This window comes from Microbacterium testaceum (assembly GCF_020781835.1).
Classification (GTDB): Bacteria; Actinomycetota; Actinomycetes; order Actinomycetales; family Microbacteriaceae; genus Microbacterium; species Microbacterium testaceum_H.
This window is the reverse complement of sequence record NZ_JAJGNJ010000003.1, coordinates 389,475-406,912: the sequence shown is the minus strand read 5'-3', so window position 1 is coordinate 406,912 and position 17,438 is coordinate 389,475. Positions and strand designations below refer to the sequence as shown.

The following is a 17,438-nucleotide window of genomic DNA, read 5'->3' as shown; positions in this document are numbered from 1 at the left end:
ATCACGAAGGGCGACGGCGATGCTGAAGCAGGAAGACAACGAGAAGATCACCCGGTCCGGTCCCGGCACTCCCCTCGGCAACCTGCTGCGCTCGTACTGGCAGCCCGCCGCGCTCGTCTCGGAGATGCCGGGGGAGCGACCGGTCAAAGCCGTCCGCATCATGAGCGAAGACCTCGTGCTGTTCAAGAAGAGAGAGGGCTGGGGGCTCATCAGCCGCTACTGCGCGCACCGTGGCGTCGACCTGTCGTACGGCCGCCTCGAGGAGGACGGCATCCGGTGCCTCTACCACGGCTGGCTCTACGACGGCGAGGGTCGCTGCGTCGAGCAGCCGGCCGAGCCCGAGCACAGCCAGTTCCTCGGCAAGATCCGCATCGCCAACTACCCGTGCGTGGAGAAGAACGGCATCATCTTCACCTACATGGGGGCGGGTGACCCGCCGCCGTTCCCGCACTACGACTGCTTCGTCGCCCCCGACGAGTACACCTTCGCGTTCAAGGGCCTGTGGGACTGCAACTGGCTGCAGGGCCTGGAGGGCGGCATCGACCCGAGCCACGTGTCGTTCCTGCACCGCTTCATCCAGGAGGACCCGCGCGAGATGTACGGGCAGCAGTTCGCCGAGGAGGTCGAGGGCACCGGCAAGAAGCTCTCGATGCTCGTGGGCGAGAGCTACCGCCCCGACATCGAGGTCGAGAGCGCCGAGCACGGCCTCCGCGTCTTCGCGCTGCGGCAGCTCACCGAGGACATCAAGCACGTCCGCGTCACGAACCTGTTGTTCCCGAACGCGTTCGTCGTCCCGTTCGGCAACACCAAGGTGTTCACGCAGTGGCACGTGCCGATCGACGACGAGCATCACTACTGGTACATGATCTGGTACGACTTCGCCGAGGTCACCGACAAGGAGACGCTCCTGCAGCAGCGGCTGGAGGGCGTGACGCTTCCCGATTACCGGCCCACCCGCAACCGGGACAACAACTGGGGCTTCGACCCGCAGGAGCAGGAGGAACTGACGTACACCGGTATGGGTCTGGACATCAACGTCCACGACCAGTGGGCCGTGGAGAGCATGGGGCCGATCCAGGATCGGACCGTCGAGCGCCTCGGTGTCTCGGACCGCGCCGTGACCGCCAACCGTCGTCTGCTGCTGCGCGCGATCGACGCCTTCGCCGCGGGCGGGCAGACGCCCTCGCACCCCGTGAGCGAGGAGGACGCCGCGAGGCTCACCGGTCCCCTCGCGATGGACACGATCGCGGCCAACGACGCGTGGCAGGAGCGCTGGGTCCAGCGCGAGCAGGAGCGCCGCGCCGCCTCGCCGTGGGCGGCGTCGAGCGCCACCGCCGAGGAGACCGTCGATGCGTGAGCGGAACGTCGACGAGCGCCCCGTCTCCGAGAGCGGCGGCGGAATCTCCGCGCGGCCCATGCTCGCGGCCGACCGCGAGGGCTTCGTGCACCGGCACGGTCTGTGGAGCGAGGCCCAGTACGCCGCGGCAGGACAGATGCGCCGGGTCATCGACGAACTCGGCATCGACATGGTGCGTTTCTCGTTCGTCGACCAGCACGGCATCCTCCGCGGCAAGACGATCGCCCGGGGCGGGCTCACCGCCGCGATGCGGTCGGGGGTCACGGCGCCCAGCTCGTTGTTGCTGAAGGACACCTCGGGCCAGTCCGTCTTCTCGGTGTTCAGTGCGGAGACGGGCGTCGGGGTCGGAGGCTTCAGTGGCGCCGGCGACATCGTCCTCGTGCCCGACCCCACCACCTTCCGTGTGCTGCCGTGGGCGCCGGGGACCGCGTGGATCCTCTGCGACCTGCACTTCCCCGACGGCAGCCCGGTGCCCTTCTGCACCCGCACGATCCTGCGCAACGAGCTGACCGCGCTCGCCGCGCGCGGCTACGACATGACGGTGGGTGCCGAGCTGGAGTTCCACGTCTTCCGCGCCGAGGACGCCGGGCTCGCCACCGAGCACGTGGGCGCACCGGGCCGTCCGGGCGCCGCGTCGATCGCGGCCCCGACCACGCGCGGCTCGCAGCTGCTGCTCGAGGAGGGGCTCGACCGCATGCAGCCGCTCGTGGACGCGCTGTACCGCGGGCTGACGCTGCTCGACCTGCCGCTCCGCTCGATCGAGCTGGAGTTCGGTCCGAGCCAGTTCGAGATCACGATGGAGGCCGGCTCGGCCGCCGAGATCGCGGATGCCATCGTCCTGTGCCGCACCGCGGTCCGGCGCATCGCCGCGGGGCTCGGCTACCACGCGACCTTCATGTCGCGCCCGCAGGGAGCCGAGGGCGCATCGACCGGCTGGCACCTCCATCAGTCGCTCACCGAGCGCGCGACCGGCCGCGGGGCGTTCGTGCCCGACGCGCCGGGGACGACGCTGTCGCTCGTGGGCTCGGCCTACCTCGGCGGCATCCTGGAGCACGCCGCAGCGGCCGCGGCGTTCACGACCCCGACCGTCAACGGGTACAAGCGCTACCAGCCGAACTCGCTCGCCCCCGACCGCATCGCGTGGGGCATCGACAACAAGGGCGCGATGGTGCGGGCGGTCGGCGGCGTGGGCGACCCCGCGACGCGGCTGGAGAACCGGTCCGGCGAGCCCGCCGCAAACCCCTACCTTTACATCGCCTCGCAGCTGATCAGCGGCGTCGACGGCATCGAGCGCGGTCTCATCCCGCCGGCACCCACCGCCGACCCGTACCGCACCGACGCCCCGTCGCTGCCGGCATCCCTCGGGGCCGCCGTCGACGCGTTCGAGGCCGACGCCGTCTTCCGAGCCGCGCTCGGGGACGTCGTGGTCGATTGGTACGCGACCATCAAGAGGGCGGAGTTCGCCCGCTACCTTCGCCACGTCTCCGACTGGGAGCAGCGCGAGTACTTCGAGATCTTCTGAGGACGACCATGAGCCTTCGCACCACCGTCACCGCCCTCCCGGACTACGAGCCCTTCCTCCTCGGGGGCGAGTGGATGCCACGGGGTGAGCGGGCCACGCGTGCCGTCATCGACCCCGCCACCGGCGAGGTGCTCACGACCGTGGCCGACGCCACCGCCGAGGACGTCGACGCTGCGGTCGCGACCGCCGTCGCCGCGCACGCCGACCGGCGCTGGCGCGGGCTCGCACCGCTCGAGCGGGCACGGATCCTGAACCGGGTCGCCGACCTCATCGAGGAACGGCTCGAGGAACTCGCCGTCCTCGAGACCCGCGACAACGGCAAACCGATCGAGCGCTCCCGCGCCGACACCGCCATGGCGGCGCGGACGTTCCGCCACTTCGCGGGCGCGCCCTCGCGGCTGGGGGGCACCGTCGTCTCCGTCGACGGCGGCGGGCACCACGTCTACACGGTGCAGGAGCCGGTCGGCCCGGTCGCGATCATCCTGCCGTGGAACTTCCCGATCATGACCGCCGCGTTCAAGCTCGCCCCGGCGCTCGCCGCGGGCTGCCCCGTGGTCGCCAAGCCCGCGGAGGACACCCCTCTCACACTGCTTCGGCTCGGCGGCATCCTGGCCGAGGCGGGCGTCCCCGCCGGTACGGTGAGCATCCTCACGGGCGACGGTTCGGTCGGGGCCGCGCTCACCGCGCACCCGGGCATCGCCAAGATCACCTTCACCGGCTCGACCGAGGTCGGCCGGCTGGTCGCGCACGCCGCGGCCGAGGACTTCACGCGCGTGACGCTCGAGCTCGGCGGCAAGAGCCCCAACATCGTGTTCGAGGACGCCGACCTGGATGCCGCGGTCCTCACCGCGATGCGCGCGTCGTTCGGTCACTCCGGGCAGATGTGCACCGCGGGGAGCCGCCTGCTCGTGCAGCGGTCGGTCCTCGCCGAGATGACCGAGCGGATGAGCGCGGCGGTGGCCCGCGTCCCCGTCGGCGACGGCCTGGACGGCGGCATCACCGTCGGACCGCTTGTCTCGGAGGAGCAGCGCGAGCGCGTGCTCGGGTACATCCGCGCGGGTGTCGACGAGGGAGCGACGCTGGTCGCCGGCGGCGGCGTGCGCGAGCCCGGCTTCTACGTCGAACCGACGCTGTTCACCGGCGTCACCAACGACATGCTCATCGCGCGCGAGGAGATCTTCGGCCCGGTCGTGGGGATCATCCCGTTCGACGACGAAGCGGATGCCATCCGCATCGCCAACGACACCGCGTACGGCCTCGCGGCGGGCGTGTGGACGCGCGACCTGGGCCGTGCGCACAGGATGGCGGCGGCCCTGGATGCCGGGACGGTGTGGATCAACACGTACAACCTGTTCGATCCCGCCCTCTCCTTCGGCGGCACCGGCGAGTCGGGCCTCGGCCGCGATCTCGGCGAGGAGGGACTGCGCGGGTTCCTCGAGACCAAGAGCGTCGTCATCGCGATCCCGGAGGCGTGACGCGCATGGATGTCGTGCTCTACCGCGCCCGCCACGTGGTCACGATGACCTCGGAGCAGCCCGCCGCCGACGCCTTCGTCGTGCTCGGGGATCGCGTCCGCGACGTCGGAAGCCTGACCGAGGTCCGTGAGCGCTGGGCGGGTCGGGCGCGCGAGGAGGAGCTGGACGGTGTCGTCACGCCCGGGCTCATCGACGCCCACATGCACATGCAGCGAGCGGGCCTGAAGGCCCTGGACTACCTGCAGCCAGGCGAGGGCGTCGACCGATTCATCGCGGCCATGCGCGACAGTTTCGATGACGACGGGCCCGAGCACCCGCCCTTCGACGATCGGATCCGGGCCGTGGAGCGGGTCCAGCCGCTCCTGCACGCGCTGGGCATCACCACCGTCGTCGACCCCGCGGTCACCCCCGACGAGATGAGGGCGTACCAGGTGGCACGCCAACGCGGACTCCTGACGATGCGCACCGTCGCGATGCCGTACCTCGAGCTGGCGACCGGGGAGGCGTCGGAGATCGACGACCTGATCGCCCGGCTCGCCGGCATTGGCGTGGCGACCGGGTTCGGCGACGATGTCCTCTCGCTCGGAGGCATCAAGGTGTACCTGGACGGCGAGGCGCTGAAGGGGCAGGCCTGGCTCGACCGCCCCTGGGACGCATCCGGATACACGGGTCTGCGACGTCTTCCCGAGGACCAGTACCGGCGACTGGTCGCCTGGTGCGGCACGCACGGGTGGGGCGTCGGTACCCACGCGGTCGGTTCCGCGGCCGTGGCCCTCGCGGTGGATGCCGCGAGTCAGGCGGGCGAGGCCGTGCCGGATCTGCGATTCCAGGTCATCCACGGATACCTCGAGACACCGCCGGAGGCGATCGCGCAGGCGGCGCGGGCCGGGGTGATCGCCTCGGTGCAGCCGTCGATCATCTGGCACAACGGCGCCGGCCTGCGCGCCGCCCTCGGCGAACGGGCGGAGCGGGCCAATCCCCTCCGCAGCTGGCAGGACAGCGGAGCCACCGTGGCGTTCGGGTCCGACGGCCCGTTCTTCGCCTTCGACCCCCGGCATCTCATGTGGCAAGCCGTCACGCGGCACATCGCCGGGGACGATCGCCCTCTCGATCCCGCCGAAGCCCTCACCCTCGACGAGGCGTTCGCCGCGTACACGACCGGCGCAGCCCGGGCCGCCTTCGCCGAGGACGATCGTGGCGTGATCGCGCCGGGCGCGTGCGCCGACTGGGTGCTGTGGCCGACCGACCCCACCGCCGTCCCCATCGACGAGCTGCGTAGCCTCCCGGTGCTGCGCACCGACGTCGCCGGCCGCACCGTCTACCGAAAGGAAGCCCCCGTATGACCGAGACCCCTCTCCATCGCCGGAGCGCCACGGCCCTCGCGGAGGGAATCGCCGGCGGCGAGATCTCAGCGGTCGAGGTCATGCGCGCGCACCTCGACCGCATCGCGGAGGTGGAGTCGGACGTGGCCGCTTTCGTGTCCTTGGTCCCGGAGGACGAGGCCCTCCGTATGGCCGCCGAGGCCGATCGCGCCGTCGCCCGGGGCGATCGGCTGGGGCCGCTGCACGGTCTCCCGACCGGGGTGAAGGACCTCATCGACGTCGCGGGACTCCCCACATCGCACGGCTCGGCGGCGTACGCGGACGCCAGGCCCGCAGCGGAGGACAGTCTGCTCGCGGCGAATCTGCGTCGTGCGGGCGCCCTCATCATCGGCAAGACCAACACGCCCGAAGCGGGTCTGGGCACGCTGACCTTCAATCCCGTGCGCGGAGTGTGCCGCAACCCGTGGGACCTCAGCCGTCACGCCGGCGGTTCCAGCGGGGGCGCCGGCGCCGCCCTCGCGGCGGGGATGCTGCCCATCGCCGACGGCTCGGACAGCGGGGGCAGCATCCGCTACCCCGCCTCCCTGTGCAACATCGTCGGACTTCGACCCACCCCGGGAACCGTGCCCAGTGCGCGCACCGGGAACGGGTGGGACCCACACGGAGTGCTAGGCCCGATGGCCCGGGACTCGCGCGATGCCGCGCGCCTGCTGAGCGGCATCACCGGGCGCGACGACCGCGCCCCGCTGTCGTGGGTCGAAGACCCGGACATCTTCATGACCCTGCCCGAGCGGGATCCGGCCTCGATCCGATTGGGGTGGAGCGAGGATGTCGGGGGTCTGCCGATCGACCCTGAGGTCCGAGGCGTTCTGCGTGAGGCGCGGCGGATCCTCGAGGCTGCCGGCGTCGAGTTCCTCGACATCGAACCCGACCTCAGCGGTGCCGACGAGTGCTGGCAGGCCATCGAGATGTTCAATTTCGGGGCGGACGGCAAGGCCCGCTTCGAGGAGGGGCGCACGGGGTTCCGTGACGACTACGTCCGCAATGTCGCAGAGGGTCGGGCGCTGAGCGCCGACGCCTATGCGGCGGCGCTGGCGCACCGCACGGTGCTCTTCCGTCGGACAGCGGCGGCGCTGTGGGGGTTGGACGGCATCGTCTACCCGGCCACCCCGGTCGCCGCTCCGTCCGCCGAGGTGGAGTGGGTGGCCGAGGTCGACGGCACCTCGTTCGAGCGATACTTCCTCTGGCAGCGGGCGGCCTGTCGTCTGACGGTGACGGGACACCCCGTGCTCGCCACGCCGGCCGGCTTCACCGGGGAGGGCTTGCCCGTCGGGATGCAGATCGTCGGCGCCTCACGCGGCGACGCGGCGCTGCTGTCCGTGGGGGCCGCGGTCGAAGACGTGCTGGGGCACGTGGGCGCGGTGCCGACCGGAGTGCCCGCCTGATCCCCTCCGGGCGTTCTCCCGCCGGGAGGACGCCCGGGCGAACGCTGGCCGAAACAGCCCCGCAACACGCGGGGGCGAGCATGGCAGAGTGCTCGTGCTCCACCCCGTTACGCCGCCCCGTTTGCGGCCCCGGTGGGGGAGCGGGATCTCAGCCGCGGTCGAGCAACTCGGCGGGCTCGGTGACCAGCATCCGCTCGATGCGCGAGGACGGCATCCCGGCTCGCTCGAGAACGGGGACGATGCGGCGCACGACGTGGCCATACCCCATGCCCCCGTTCCGCGCCAGCTGGCCCTTCGTCCACACCGACGTCGACATCGTGATGCGGGCATCGGGACGTTCCTCGCACAGGTCCAGCAGGAATGCGAGGCGCTCGCCGTCGGTGGCATCCCGCGCGCCGTCCGCGAAGTAGTTCTCGCTCCCGAAGGCGAACTCCACGACGGCGCCGGTGTCGACGACGTCGTGGACGTACGTGGCATCCAGGACCTTGTCGATGTTGCAGAACAGGATGCGACGCGGGTCCAGGCCCTCGGATGTCAGGATCGCCGCCACTTCGGGCCCGCGGCGGGCTGCCGCGTCGAGGCGGATCGAGACGGCACACCCGGCTTCGGCGGCGGCCGACGCGGCGGCTCGCAGCGCGCGTTCCTCCGCAATCGTGATGTCGGCGCTCGTTCCCATCAGGCCCAGAAGACCGGCACGCACGGTGCTGCCCGGGATCGACTCCGACAGCGCGCGCGAGAAGACCCCCCGCATGTCGTCGTCGCTCCGCTGCTTCCAGCTCTCGGGCAGCGTCTTGTCGATGTAGCTGCCGAAGGCGGCGATGACGTGCATTCCGGACCGACGCGAGATGTCGGGCAGCCGCGAGGGGTCGGGTCCCATCCCGATCGACGTGGCTTCGACGACCGCCCGGAGCCCGTCGGCGTGAGCCAGCTCGAGTTCGTCGACGGCGGCCTCGGTGGAATCCAGGTGGAGGTTGTCGGCCGAGGCCAACCAGTTCCAGCGCAGGTCGCCGAGGTTGTCGGGTCTGACGTCGCCGTCCCACCACTCCCCGTCGCGCAGCGGTCGCCGCAGGTGGCGCGAGTCGGCGAGCAGATGCTCGTTCGTCGATGTGGGCCCGAGCTGGGCCGGCTCGACGGGTCCGAGAACGGTCTGAATCATGACGGGGCCCCTGGGTTTCAGTTTGGATCCAGTTTAGTGTCAAATGGATCCTATCAACGGTACGTCCATCAAGGAGGCGCGTGATGAAGGTCCTCGACGCATACAACACCACCCAGAACGTCCGCGGGCGTTCCGACTATCTGACGGGGGCGCGTCCCGGTGAGGAGCCGCCCGCGCACGTGCCCTTCGACCCGCAGCGCATCATCGACCGCATGGATGCCGCCGGTGTCGACATGGCGATGGTGTGCTCGCTGGCGCAGCGCATCGAGAACGACTTCATCATCGGCCTGCAGAATTCGCACCCCGACCGTTTCATCGGATTCGGTCAGGTCATGCCGCAGGCCGACGACGCGATCGAGGAGATCACGCGGTTGGCGGAGGCCGGCATCCGGGGTCTCAAGCTCCACCCGAGCATGCACGGCTACCACGTGGCTGACCACGGGCTGCTCGACCCGGTGTTCCGGGAGTGCGCCCGGCACGGGATGACCGTCATCATCAACGCGCTCGACGACGCGTTCTGCGCTCCGTTCGCGATCGAGGAGATCGTCAAGGACCACCCCGACGTCCCCACGATCATCGCCCACATGGGTGCAGTGTGGAACGTGCCCGAGGCGATCATCGTCGCCGAGCGCCGAGAGAACGTGTACCTCGAGACATCCGCGACACTCATGGCGGACGTCAAGCGCGCCTACGCCCGCCTGGGTGCCGCGAAGATCCTCATGGGAACGGAGTGGCCCGGATCCGATTTCGATCTCGAGCGGATGAAGATCGCCAAGGTCGTCGCCGATCCGGCCGACCGCGCACTGGTGGAGGGCGGGAACTTCGCCCGCATTCTCGGGCTGGACGCCCAGTGACCGCCGTCGGCTCCACGCGCCCCCTCCTGGACGGTGTCCCGGAGGGGATGGGAGAGGCGGATGCCGCTCTGCTGACGCGGGCGCTCGACCTCCTGCGCTCGCGCTACGTCGCGGGGTGCCATGAGGTGGCCAGTGCCTTTCGTCTCGCGGACGGATCGGTCGTCACGGGGCTGCACGTGGAGTCCCGGTCGGGGAGGGCCTCGATCTGCGCGGAGTCCGCGGCGGTGAGTGCCGCGGCGTCCTCCGGGGAGGCGGTCCGCTCCATCGTCTCGGTCCTGCGCCGGCCCTCCGGTACGGAGCACCTCATCGAGCCGTGCGGCGTGTGCGCCGAACTGCTCAACGAGCATGCGCCGGGGGCTCGGGTATGGGTGTCCTTCCAGGGGCGGCACCAGGCCGTGGGCGTCGAGGAGCTGCTGCCGTTCGCCCATGTCCGCTCCGGCCGACCAGGAGGTGCGGCGTGACCGCGGTGTGGGACGGAGTGCAGCGTCCCGTTCTCGTGGTGGTCGACATCCAGGGCGGTGCGGGGACCGAGCCGACCGCGGGGATCCCGGTCATGGACGGCAGGGCGGAGCGTGCGCCGCGCGTGCGGGACCTCATCGCCTCCTGCCGCGACACCGGGGTGCCCGTCGTCTTCATCCAGGAGGTCCACAAGCCGTCGCTCGTGGATATCGGACGAGAGCTCGACGGCGCCGAGGGGGTCCACTGCCTCGAGGGGGATCCGGGAACCGAGCTGGCCGCGTGGCTGCAGCCGCGCCCCGAGGAGTTCGTCATCCGCAAGCGCCGGTACTCGGCTTTCTTCGCCACAGAACTCGAGCTCGTGCTGAAGTCCTACCGGGCGGACACGGTCTTCCTGGTCGGCGGGCTGACCGACGTCTGCATCCACTACACGGCCGTCGATGCCCATCAGCACGACTATCGGGTGCGCGTGCTGACGGACTGCGTTGCCGGCTCCAGCAGGACCGCCCACGATGCCGCGCTCGAGGCGATCGCGTACGTGCAGCGGGATGCGCTCGTGACGGCCGGTGAGGTCACGGACTGGCTGTTCTCGCGTTCGTGATGACTCGTAACACGGCGGAAACAATATTGGATGCGTAATTAAACATTTTGGATCCAAAATGGAACTGCCCGCCACCGTGGCGACGCGCCCCCATGCTCTACCCGAACACCTGGGAGAACCCATCATGACGAGAACACGGACTCTCGCCGGCATCGCCCTGGCGGCAGCTGCGGCACTGACCGTGACCGGTTGTGCCGCCTCCACCACGCCCGATGCGGGCGGCGCACCGGCGACCGACACCATCAACACGGAGCTGTGGTACGCGCCCGCCACGTTCGATCCCGCCAAGGCGTCGGCGACCGCGGACCAGACCGTCGCACGGCTGGGCTTCGATACGCTGCTGCGCCAGGGCGACACGGAGCCGCTCGTCGGCGGGCTCGCCACCGAGTGGGAGGCCACCTCCGCCTCGGACTACGTGTTCACCATCCGAGACGGCGCGACCTGCGCCGACGGTACCGAAATCACGCCGAGCGTGGTCGCGGCATCCTTCGAGTACCTGATCGGGCTCGATGACAGCGGGGCGAAGACCTGGAAGGCGCAGGCCTTCGGCCCGGGCACCCCCGCGTTCGTCGCCGACGACGCCGCCGGCACGGTCCAGATCACCCTGAGCGAGCCGTACTCCCAGTTGCTGAGCGGCCTCACCCGCCCGGGCACCGGGATCATCTGCCCGGCGGGCATCGCCGACCCCGAGGGGCTGGCAGCCGGCACGGTCGAAGGAGCCTTCTCCGGTCCGTACACGCTGGCCGAGTCTGTGGCGGGCAAGAGCGCCCAGTACACCCTGCGCGACGACTACGACGCGTGGCCGGCGTGGACGACCGTGGAGGGCGAGCCCGCCAAGACGATCAACCTGACCGTCCAGGCCGATCTCAACACCAGCGCCAACCTGCTCGAGTCCGGCGGTGTGGACGTGGCCCGCTTCTACGACTCCAACTACACCCGGTTCGAGGACAAGCCCGGCTACAGCACGGTGACCTTCGCCAGCTCGGCCTACAACCTCGTGTTCAACCAGGACCCGGACGCGGGTTCGATCTTCGCCGGAGACAAGGCCCTGCGCACGGCCGTGACGCAGGCGATCGACCCCGAGGCGTTCAACCAGGCGGGCCTCGACGGGTTGGGCGAACCGCAGTTCACCGTGAACAGCGCCAGCTACTCGTGCGCCCTCGACGAGCCTTCCCTCCTGTCGTCCTACGACCCGGCCGCGGCCGCCCCGGTGCTCGCGGGCAAGACCATCCGGCTCCTGATCATGTCGAACTGGGATCCGGCCGCCGACTACCTGGCGGAGTCTCTCCGAGCCGCCGGTGCCACGGTCGAGGTGAGCGCGCCGGATCCGGCCGACTGGTCGAAGCAGATGCGCACCCAGCCGGAGACCTGGGACCTCGCGGTGGCGGCGGAGAACGCCGAGGCCGGTCTGATCCACCTCTCGATCGCGCGGTACCTCGGTCCGACCTACGCCGAGGGTGGCACGAACGTCGCGTACACCGACAACCCCGAGGGCGTGGCCGCGTACGAGGCGGGCATGGCGGCGACCGATCAGGCCGCGCAGTGCGACGGCTTCGAAGAGGCGCAGCGCACCATCCTGGAGCGGGTGGACATGATGCCCCTCATCACCGACACGCACCGTTACGTCGCCCGTGAGGGCTTCGCCACCCACGTGCTGTCGGGGTATTGGGACCCCTCGGCCATGCGCATCACCGGCTGACCTTCCCCACCTTCGCCCGGACCGGACCCATCGAGAAGAGGACGCGATGTCACGACCGATCGCCGAGACTCCTGCGACCTCCGGTCCGGGCGACGGCGTCACCGAGCAGCCGCCGCGCGCGGCGGGTCTCGGGGGCGCGTGGCGCGCCTTCCTGGTGCGCCGCGCCGTCGGGCTGGTGATCAACCTCGCCCTGCTGGTCGTCGTGACGTTCCTCATCGTGCAGCTCATCCCCGGCGATCCGGCGACGGCCATCGCGGGGGAGAATGCGACGCTCGCGCAGGTCGAACTCGTGCGTCAGCAGCTCGGCCTGGATCAGCCCCTCCCCGCGCAGTTGTGGAACTACGTCGTCGCCGTCGTCCAGGGTGATTTCGGCGACTCGTTCAAGTACCGCATCCCGGCGATGGATGTCGTCATGGCCGCCGCGCCCAACACCCTCGCGCTGACGATCCCGGCTGTCGTCCTCCTGCTCGTCCTCGGTCTGGCGCTGGGGATGGTCGTCGGAGTTCTCACCCGGAATGGCCGTCGCCGCGCGCTGGACCTCGGCTTCAACGGCGTCACCGCCCTCATCTCCTCCGTCCCCACCTATGTCCAGGCGACGGCATTCGTCGTCGTCTTCGCTGTCATCCTGCGTGTGCTCCCTCCGGCGTACTCGCCCGCGTACAGCCTGGGGACCGCTGCGATCCTCCCGATCGCCTCGCTCACGCTCGGCGGTCTGTGCTCGGTGGCGAGGATCGTTCGACGGGAGACGGCGGTCATCCTCGAGCAGGACTACATGCGCTCGGCCCGAGGCTGGCGCCTTCCCGCTCTGACGATCTACGCCCGGCACATGCTGCCGAACCTTCTCACGACGGCTCTGACCCTGTCGGGCATCATCCTCACCGCCCTCCTGGGATCCGCCCTCATCACCGAGGCGGTGTTCGCGTGGCCGGGACTCGGCAGCGTGATCGTGCAGGCGATCGCCATCGACAAGGATTACCCGGTCATCCGCGCCGCCGTCTTCGTCATCGGGGTGATCTCGCTCCTGACGACTCTGGTCATCGACATCGTCCTGGGCCTGATCGACCCGCGAACCCTGGGAGAGCAGCGTGGCTGACACCCTTCCCCCGGCCCTTCTCGCCGACGTCCCAGCGCGGCCGCGCACATTCCGGTGGAATCTCCCGCTGGTCGTCGGGCTCGCCCTCCTCGGTGTGGTTGCTGTGACGGCGGTCGTCGCTCCTCCGCTCCTGGGGACGGCGGCCACGCAGCTGGGCGGCTCGCCGAATCTGCCCTCCGTCCCGGATCACCCGCTGGGAACCGACACCCTGGGCAGGGATATGCTCGCCCGTACCCTCGTCGCAACGCAGTCGACGGTGCTCATGGCGGTGTCCGCGACGGCCCTTTCCGCGATCGTGGGCATCGCTGTCGGCGTCGCCACCTGGCTCGCGCCGCGACGCCTGCGCGAGCTGAGTCTGCGGGGCATCGAGTTCGCCATCAGCTATCCGACGATGCTCGTGGCGATCATCGTCGCCGCCGTGCTCGGACAGGGTGTGGTGCAGGTCGTGATCGCCATCGCGATCGCCAATATGGCGGGATTCGCGCGGCTCACGGCCAATCTCGCCGCGAAGATCGCCTCCAGCGAATACGTGCAGACGGCTCGGCTGCTCGGTGTGCCGTCCTATCGGCTCGCGATGCGCCACATCCTTCCGAACATGGCCGAACCGACGCTCATCCTCATCGCCGGGGCCTTCTCCGGGTCGCTCGTCGAGATCTCCGGTCTGTCCTTCATCGGGCTCGGCCCCCAGTCGCCGGCCTTCGATTGGGGCCGTCTGCTCAGCGAGGGCCTGAGCAAGATCGTCGTCAACCCGGTCGTCATCGTCGGTCCTGCCGTCGCCCTGACGATCACCTCGCTCGCCGCGCTGCTGGTCGGGGACGGCCTCGCCGCCGCAGCGAATCCGCGCTCCAACACCGACCGCGCCCGGCTGACGAAGTCCGTCGAGGGATCCCCGGCCATCGTCGGAGAGGAGCGCGACCTGGTCGTGGTGGACGGGCTCGAGGTGAAGCACGCGGACACGGGGCGCCTCCTGGTCTCGGACGTGTCGTTCACGATCCGCCGCGGCGAGATCCTCGGCATCGTGGGGGAGAGCGGCTCGGGCAAATCGGTCACCGCGTCGGTTGTCGGGCGATTGCTCGGGGAGGGGCTTCACGCGCAGGCGCGGACGCTGTCGCTCGACGGCACGGACCTGACCGGGCGCGGGTCGGACCGCTTCTTGGCCGAACGCATCGGGTTCGTCTACCAGGACCCCGGCACCGCTCTCAACCCCGCGCTCATTCTCGGCATCCAGCTCACGGACGTCCTGCGGGTACGCCTGCGGCACACGCGCCGCGCGGCCATGTCCATGCTGGTCGAGCGCTTCCGGGCGGTCATGCTCACCGACCCCGAGGGGCGGCTGCGACAGTACCCGCACCAGCTCTCCGGGGGGATGAAGCAGAGGGCGATGATCGCCTCAGCGATGAGCATCGAACCGGCTCTGCTCATCGCGGATGAACCGACGACGGCGCTCGATGTCACGGTCCAACGCGAGGTCCTCACGCTGATCAAGCGGATGAACACGGAATCCGGAACGTCGATGCTGTTCATCTCGCACGACCTGAGCGTCGTTCGAGCCCTGTGCGACCGCGTGCTCGTGATGAAGGACGGCCGCATCGTCGAGCGGATCGAGGACGTCCGCGGCATGACGGCGGACTCGGTCGTTCACCCGTACACGAAGAAGCTGCTGGCGGCTTCTCCGGTCGTGCACCTGGGTGCCCGTGCTGCTGGTCGGGGGGACGTGCGATGAGCGCATCGATGGTCGTCGTCGAAGATCTCGGCGTCCGGTACGGATCTGTGACGGTGCTCGACGGGGTGTCGCTCGAAGTGCCCCGTGGCCGCACGGTGGGTGTGGTGGGCGAGTCGGGGTCGGGCAAGTCCACTCTGGCCAAGGTCGTCGTCGGGGTTGCCGCACCTAGCCGCGGCCGGGTCGACGTCGACGGCACCGACCTGTCGCGGGTGCACGGGCGGCGCGCGATGTACGCGCACCGGCGGCGCGTGCAGATGATCCCGCAGGACCCCTACTCTTCGCTGTCGCCGCGGCGGACGATCGGCCAGACCCTCGCCGAGGCGCTCGACCCGGGGCGGGGTCGGGTCGCCCGCTTCGAGGAGCGCATCGCCCACCAGCTCGTGCGCGTGGGGCTCTCCGGCGACATGATCCACCGGTATCCGCACGAGTTCTCGGGTGGGCAGCGACAGCGCGTCGCCATCGCGCGCGCCCTCATCATCGATCCCGCTTTCGTGATCGCGGACGAGGTCACCTCCGCCCTGGACGTCTCGGTTCAGGCACAGATCCTCGACCTGCTCGCCGACATCAAGGCGAAGCAGGAACTGTCGATGATGTTCATCTCGCACAACCTCGCCGTCGTCCAGCGCGTCAGCGACGTCGTCGCCGTCATGCACCGGGGGCGCATCGTCGAGAGTGGGCCCGTGGAGCAGGTCTACACGGACCCGCAGCACTGGTACACGCGCCGCCTGCTGGAGGCCGACCCCGGGTCGCCCGGATTCCGGCTCGACGTATGAGCGCACGACTACCGCACGTTCCGCCGGCCGCGGGAGATCTCCGGCTGGTCGGCGCGACGGTCATCGACGGCACGGGAGGCGACCCGATCGATGACGCCGAGATCGGCATCCGCGCGGGTCGCATGGACTACGTCGGTCCGAGGCGTGCGGACGGCGCGGGCGGGCGTGAGATCGACCTCGGCGGGCGATGGGTGATGCCCGGCTTCATCGACGCCCACGTGCATCTCGTGATGAGCACGACGGTCGATGCCGAGACGCAGCGGCTGTGGTTTCCTGAGGAAGCTGTCGTCGCGACGATCGGCAACCTCCGGTCGACGCTCGAGGCCGGCGTCACCACGGCGCGCGACTTGAGCGGGCTCACACCGGGATATCGCTCGGCGATCGCCTCCGGAGCGCTCGTCGGTCCGCGCCTGCACCTGGCGATCTCGATGCTCTCACCCACGGGCGGACACGCGGATCCGGTCCACGCGAACGGATCACTGCCGGCCTGGGCCGAGCGGGGGCTGGCGTCCGGATGCGCGGTCGTCGACACCCTGGACGAGGTCGTGCGCACGGTGCGCGCGCTCGTGCGCACGGGCGCCGACGTGATCAAGGTCTGCACGTCCGGTGGGGTCAGCACCCCGCACGACTCGCCGAGCGACACGGGGCTTCCGCGCGAGCACGTCGCCGCGATCGTGGCCGAGATGGCCGGCCGCGCCGGTCAACCCGTCACCGCGCACGCGCAGACCGACGCCGCCGTGCGTGCAGCGGTCGAGGGCGGCGCGGCCAGCATCGAGCACGGGTACGACCTGAGCGACGAGACCATCGCCCTGATGCGCGACCGGGGGGTCGTGCTCGTGCCGACGCTCAGCACCCTTCTGCGAGTGCCGTCCGGACCCCCGGATGCCGTGCGTCAGGCGCGTCAGGAGAGAGGGCTGGCCTCGATCTCGGCGGCGGTGGCCGCGGGTGTGCCGGTCGCACTGGGGACGGATGCCGGCATCCACGAGCAGGGGCGCAACCTCACCGAGCTTGCGCACCTCGTGCGCGTGGGACTGTCGCCCGTGGCCGCCATCCATGCCGGAACGCTCGCAGGTGCTCGCCTGCTCCGTCTCGACCGCGATCTGGGTTCTGTGCAGCAGGGCAAGCTCGCTGACCTCGTCATCGCGGATGTCGACCCGCTCCGCGACATCGGAGCCCTGGCGGATCCGGACCGCGTACGCGCGGTGGTTCAGGCGGGGCGCTTCGTGAAGGACCTCGACGGTCTCGCCCGCTGACGGGGTCGCGCTCGCCTCATCCGGTGAGGGACGATCGCGCCGCCTCGATGATGTCGACGACGTCCCGGGGTGCGGCGTACGGCACGGCGTGGCTGGTCGCGACCGTCCGCGTGCGCGCGCCGGCGCGAGCGGCCATGTGCTGCTGGCCCTCGAGGTGGATGTGCTTGTCGTCGAGGGCGATCAGGTACCAGGCGGGACGCGTGCGCCAAGCGGCGGGGCCGCTGCGTTCGGTGAAGATGGCGTCGGCGGAGGGGCGTCGGTCGTGGATGCGTCGTTCCCACACCTCGATCGGGACGTCCCAGGCCAGCGCCTCCCGGGCGGCGGGTGAATCGTCGGGGATCCAGCTGCCGTCCTCACCGCGGGTGAACCACGCACCGACCTCGGCCTGGGGGTACCGCTCGACGAGCTCGCGGACGTTTTCGCCCTCGTCGGGCACCCAGGCTGCGATGTAGACGAGACCGCGCACGCGCGGGTGAGTTCCCGCGCCCGTGATGACGGAGCCTCCATAGGAATGGCCCACGAGCAGCACGGGCCCGTCGATTCCGTCGATCAGCCGTGTGACGGTCGCGACGTCGTCGTGGAGCGACTGCGAGGGTGTGTCCGACACGGTGACGGGAATGCCGGCGTCCTCCAACAGAGGGACGACCGAGGACCAGGACTCGGCGCTGCCGCCTGATCCGTGAACGAGGACGACGTGCATGGGGTCTCC

15 protein-coding genes are annotated in these 17,438 nt (G+C 70.4%); 13 read left to right on the top strand and 2 right to left on the bottom strand.

Annotated features, from left to right (window positions below; translation table 11 throughout):
• The first annotated feature begins 19 nt into the window (after positions 1-19).
• Genes LL239_RS06770 through LL239_RS06750 form a run of 5 tightly spaced genes read left to right on the top strand, consistent with a single transcriptional unit; the run spans position 20 to position 7,121 of the window.
• Positions 20-1,357, top strand: coding sequence for a Rieske 2Fe-2S domain-containing protein (locus LL239_RS06770; protein ID WP_228162690.1), 1,338 nt, complete (start codon positions 20-22; stop codon positions 1,355-1,357).
• Positions 1,350-2,879: a glutamine synthetase family protein gene (locus LL239_RS06765; RefSeq protein WP_228162689.1), complete on the top strand. Its 1,530-nt coding sequence runs from the start codon at positions 1,350-1,352 to the stop codon at positions 2,877-2,879. The genes LL239_RS06770 and LL239_RS06765 overlap by 8 nt, the downstream gene beginning before the upstream one ends.
• An 8-nt stretch (positions 2,880-2,887) precedes the next feature.
• Positions 2,888-4,354, top strand: coding sequence for an aldehyde dehydrogenase family protein (locus tag LL239_RS06760; RefSeq protein ID WP_228162688.1), 1,467 nt, complete (start codon positions 2,888-2,890; stop codon positions 4,352-4,354).
• 5 nt (positions 4,355-4,359) lie between these two features.
• Positions 4,360-5,697, top strand: a complete 1,338-nt coding sequence (locus tag LL239_RS06755; protein WP_228162687.1) for an amidohydrolase — start codon at positions 4,360-4,362, stop codon at positions 5,695-5,697.
• Entirely contained in the window at positions 5,694-7,121 is a 1,428-nt protein-coding gene (locus LL239_RS06750; protein WP_228162686.1) for an amidase, read from the top strand. The genes LL239_RS06755 and LL239_RS06750 overlap by 4 nt, the downstream gene beginning before the upstream one ends.
• A 148-nt stretch (positions 7,122-7,269) precedes the next feature.
• Here the strand turns inward: LL239_RS06750 and LL239_RS06745 are convergent, their stop codons facing one another.
• Positions 7,270-8,277, bottom strand: a complete 1,008-nt coding sequence (locus tag LL239_RS06745; protein WP_228162685.1) for a hypothetical protein — start codon at positions 8,275-8,277, stop codon at positions 7,270-7,272.
• Positions 8,278-8,360: 83 nt separating this feature from the next.
• On the opposite strand from LL239_RS06745, the gene LL239_RS06740 reads away from it, so the two are divergent.
• The 8 genes from LL239_RS06740 to LL239_RS06705 all read left to right on the top strand — a co-directional run bounded on the left by LL239_RS06740 (position 8,361) and on the right by LL239_RS06705 (position 16,729).
• Positions 8,361-9,131 carry an amidohydrolase family protein gene (locus tag LL239_RS06740; RefSeq protein WP_228162684.1) on the top strand — a complete coding sequence of 257 codons (771 nt, stop codon included), beginning with the start codon at positions 8,361-8,363 and terminating at the stop codon, positions 9,129-9,131.
• Positions 9,128-9,592, top strand: a complete 465-nt coding sequence (locus tag LL239_RS06735) for a hypothetical protein (protein ID WP_228162683.1) — start codon at positions 9,128-9,130, stop codon at positions 9,590-9,592. The genes LL239_RS06740 and LL239_RS06735 overlap by 4 nt, the downstream gene beginning before the upstream one ends.
• Positions 9,589-10,188, top strand: a complete 600-nt coding sequence (locus tag LL239_RS06730; RefSeq protein WP_228162682.1) for a cysteine hydrolase family protein — start codon at positions 9,589-9,591, stop codon at positions 10,186-10,188. Before LL239_RS06735 ends, LL239_RS06730 begins: the two co-directional genes overlap by 4 nt.
• 124 nt (positions 10,189-10,312) lie before the next feature.
• On the top strand, positions 10,313-11,887 hold the full coding sequence (locus LL239_RS06725) for an ABC transporter substrate-binding protein (RefSeq protein WP_228162681.1): 1,575 nt from the start codon (positions 10,313-10,315) through the stop codon (positions 11,885-11,887).
• 46 nt (positions 11,888-11,933) lie between these two features.
• Positions 11,934-12,980 carry an ABC transporter permease gene (locus tag LL239_RS06720; protein ID WP_228162680.1) on the top strand — a complete coding sequence of 349 codons (1,047 nt, stop codon included), beginning with the start codon at positions 11,934-11,936 and terminating at the stop codon, positions 12,978-12,980.
• Positions 12,973-14,703 carry a dipeptide/oligopeptide/nickel ABC transporter permease/ATP-binding protein gene (locus tag LL239_RS06715; RefSeq protein ID WP_228162679.1) on the top strand — a complete coding sequence of 577 codons (1,731 nt, stop codon included), beginning with the start codon at positions 12,973-12,975 and terminating at the stop codon, positions 14,701-14,703. Before LL239_RS06720 ends, LL239_RS06715 begins: the two co-directional genes overlap by 8 nt.
• Complete coding sequence (locus LL239_RS06710) at positions 14,700-15,476, top strand: ABC transporter ATP-binding protein (protein WP_228162678.1); 777 nt, start codon at positions 14,700-14,702, stop codon at positions 15,474-15,476. Before LL239_RS06715 ends, LL239_RS06710 begins: the two co-directional genes overlap by 4 nt.
• A complete protein-coding gene (locus LL239_RS06705) occupies positions 15,473-16,729 on the top strand; it encodes a metal-dependent hydrolase family protein (RefSeq protein ID WP_228162677.1) in 1,257 nt (418 codons plus the stop codon). Before LL239_RS06710 ends, LL239_RS06705 begins: the two co-directional genes overlap by 4 nt.
• Positions 16,730-16,745: 16 nt before the next feature.
• Here LL239_RS06705 and LL239_RS06700 read toward each other — a convergent pair whose 3' ends face one another.
• On the bottom strand, positions 16,746-17,429 hold the full coding sequence (locus LL239_RS06700) for an alpha/beta fold hydrolase (protein WP_228162676.1): 684 nt from the start codon (positions 17,427-17,429) through the stop codon (positions 16,746-16,748).
• Positions 17,430-17,438 lie beyond the last annotated feature (9 nt).

Bases quoted from the DNA above. Each gene is read 5' to 3' on its own strand.
- LL239_RS06755 (WP_228162687.1), top strand. From the start codon at position 4,360: ATGGATGTCGTGCTCTACCGCGCCCGCCACGTGGTCACGATGACCTCG.
- LL239_RS06745 (WP_228162685.1), bottom strand. From the start codon at position 8,277: ATGATTCAGACCGTTCTCGGACCCGTCGAGCCGGCCCAGCTCGGGCCC.
- LL239_RS06750 (WP_228162686.1), top strand. From the start codon at position 5,694: ATGACCGAGACCCCTCTCCATCGCCGGAGCGCCACGGCCCTCGCGGAG.
- LL239_RS06740 (WP_228162684.1), top strand. From the start codon at position 8,361: ATGAAGGTCCTCGACGCATACAACACCACCCAGAACGTCCGCGGGCGT.
- LL239_RS06720 (WP_228162680.1), top strand. From the start codon at position 11,934: ATGTCACGACCGATCGCCGAGACTCCTGCGACCTCCGGTCCGGGCGAC.
- LL239_RS06705 (WP_228162677.1), top strand. From the start codon at position 15,473: ATGAGCGCACGACTACCGCACGTTCCGCCGGCCGCGGGAGATCTCCGG.
- LL239_RS06725 (WP_228162681.1), top strand. From the start codon at position 10,313: ATGACGAGAACACGGACTCTCGCCGGCATCGCCCTGGCGGCAGCTGCG.
- LL239_RS06765 (WP_228162689.1), top strand. From the start codon at position 1,350: ATGCGTGAGCGGAACGTCGACGAGCGCCCCGTCTCCGAGAGCGGCGGC.
- LL239_RS06760 (WP_228162688.1), top strand. From the start codon at position 2,888: ATGAGCCTTCGCACCACCGTCACCGCCCTCCCGGACTACGAGCCCTTC.
- LL239_RS06770 (WP_228162690.1), top strand. From the start codon at position 20: ATGCTGAAGCAGGAAGACAACGAGAAGATCACCCGGTCCGGTCCCGGC.
- LL239_RS06700 (WP_228162676.1), bottom strand. From the start codon at position 17,429: ATGCACGTCGTCCTCGTTCACGGATCAGGCGGCAGCGCCGAGTCCTGG.
- LL239_RS06710 (WP_228162678.1), top strand. From the start codon at position 14,700: ATGAGCGCATCGATGGTCGTCGTCGAAGATCTCGGCGTCCGGTACGGA.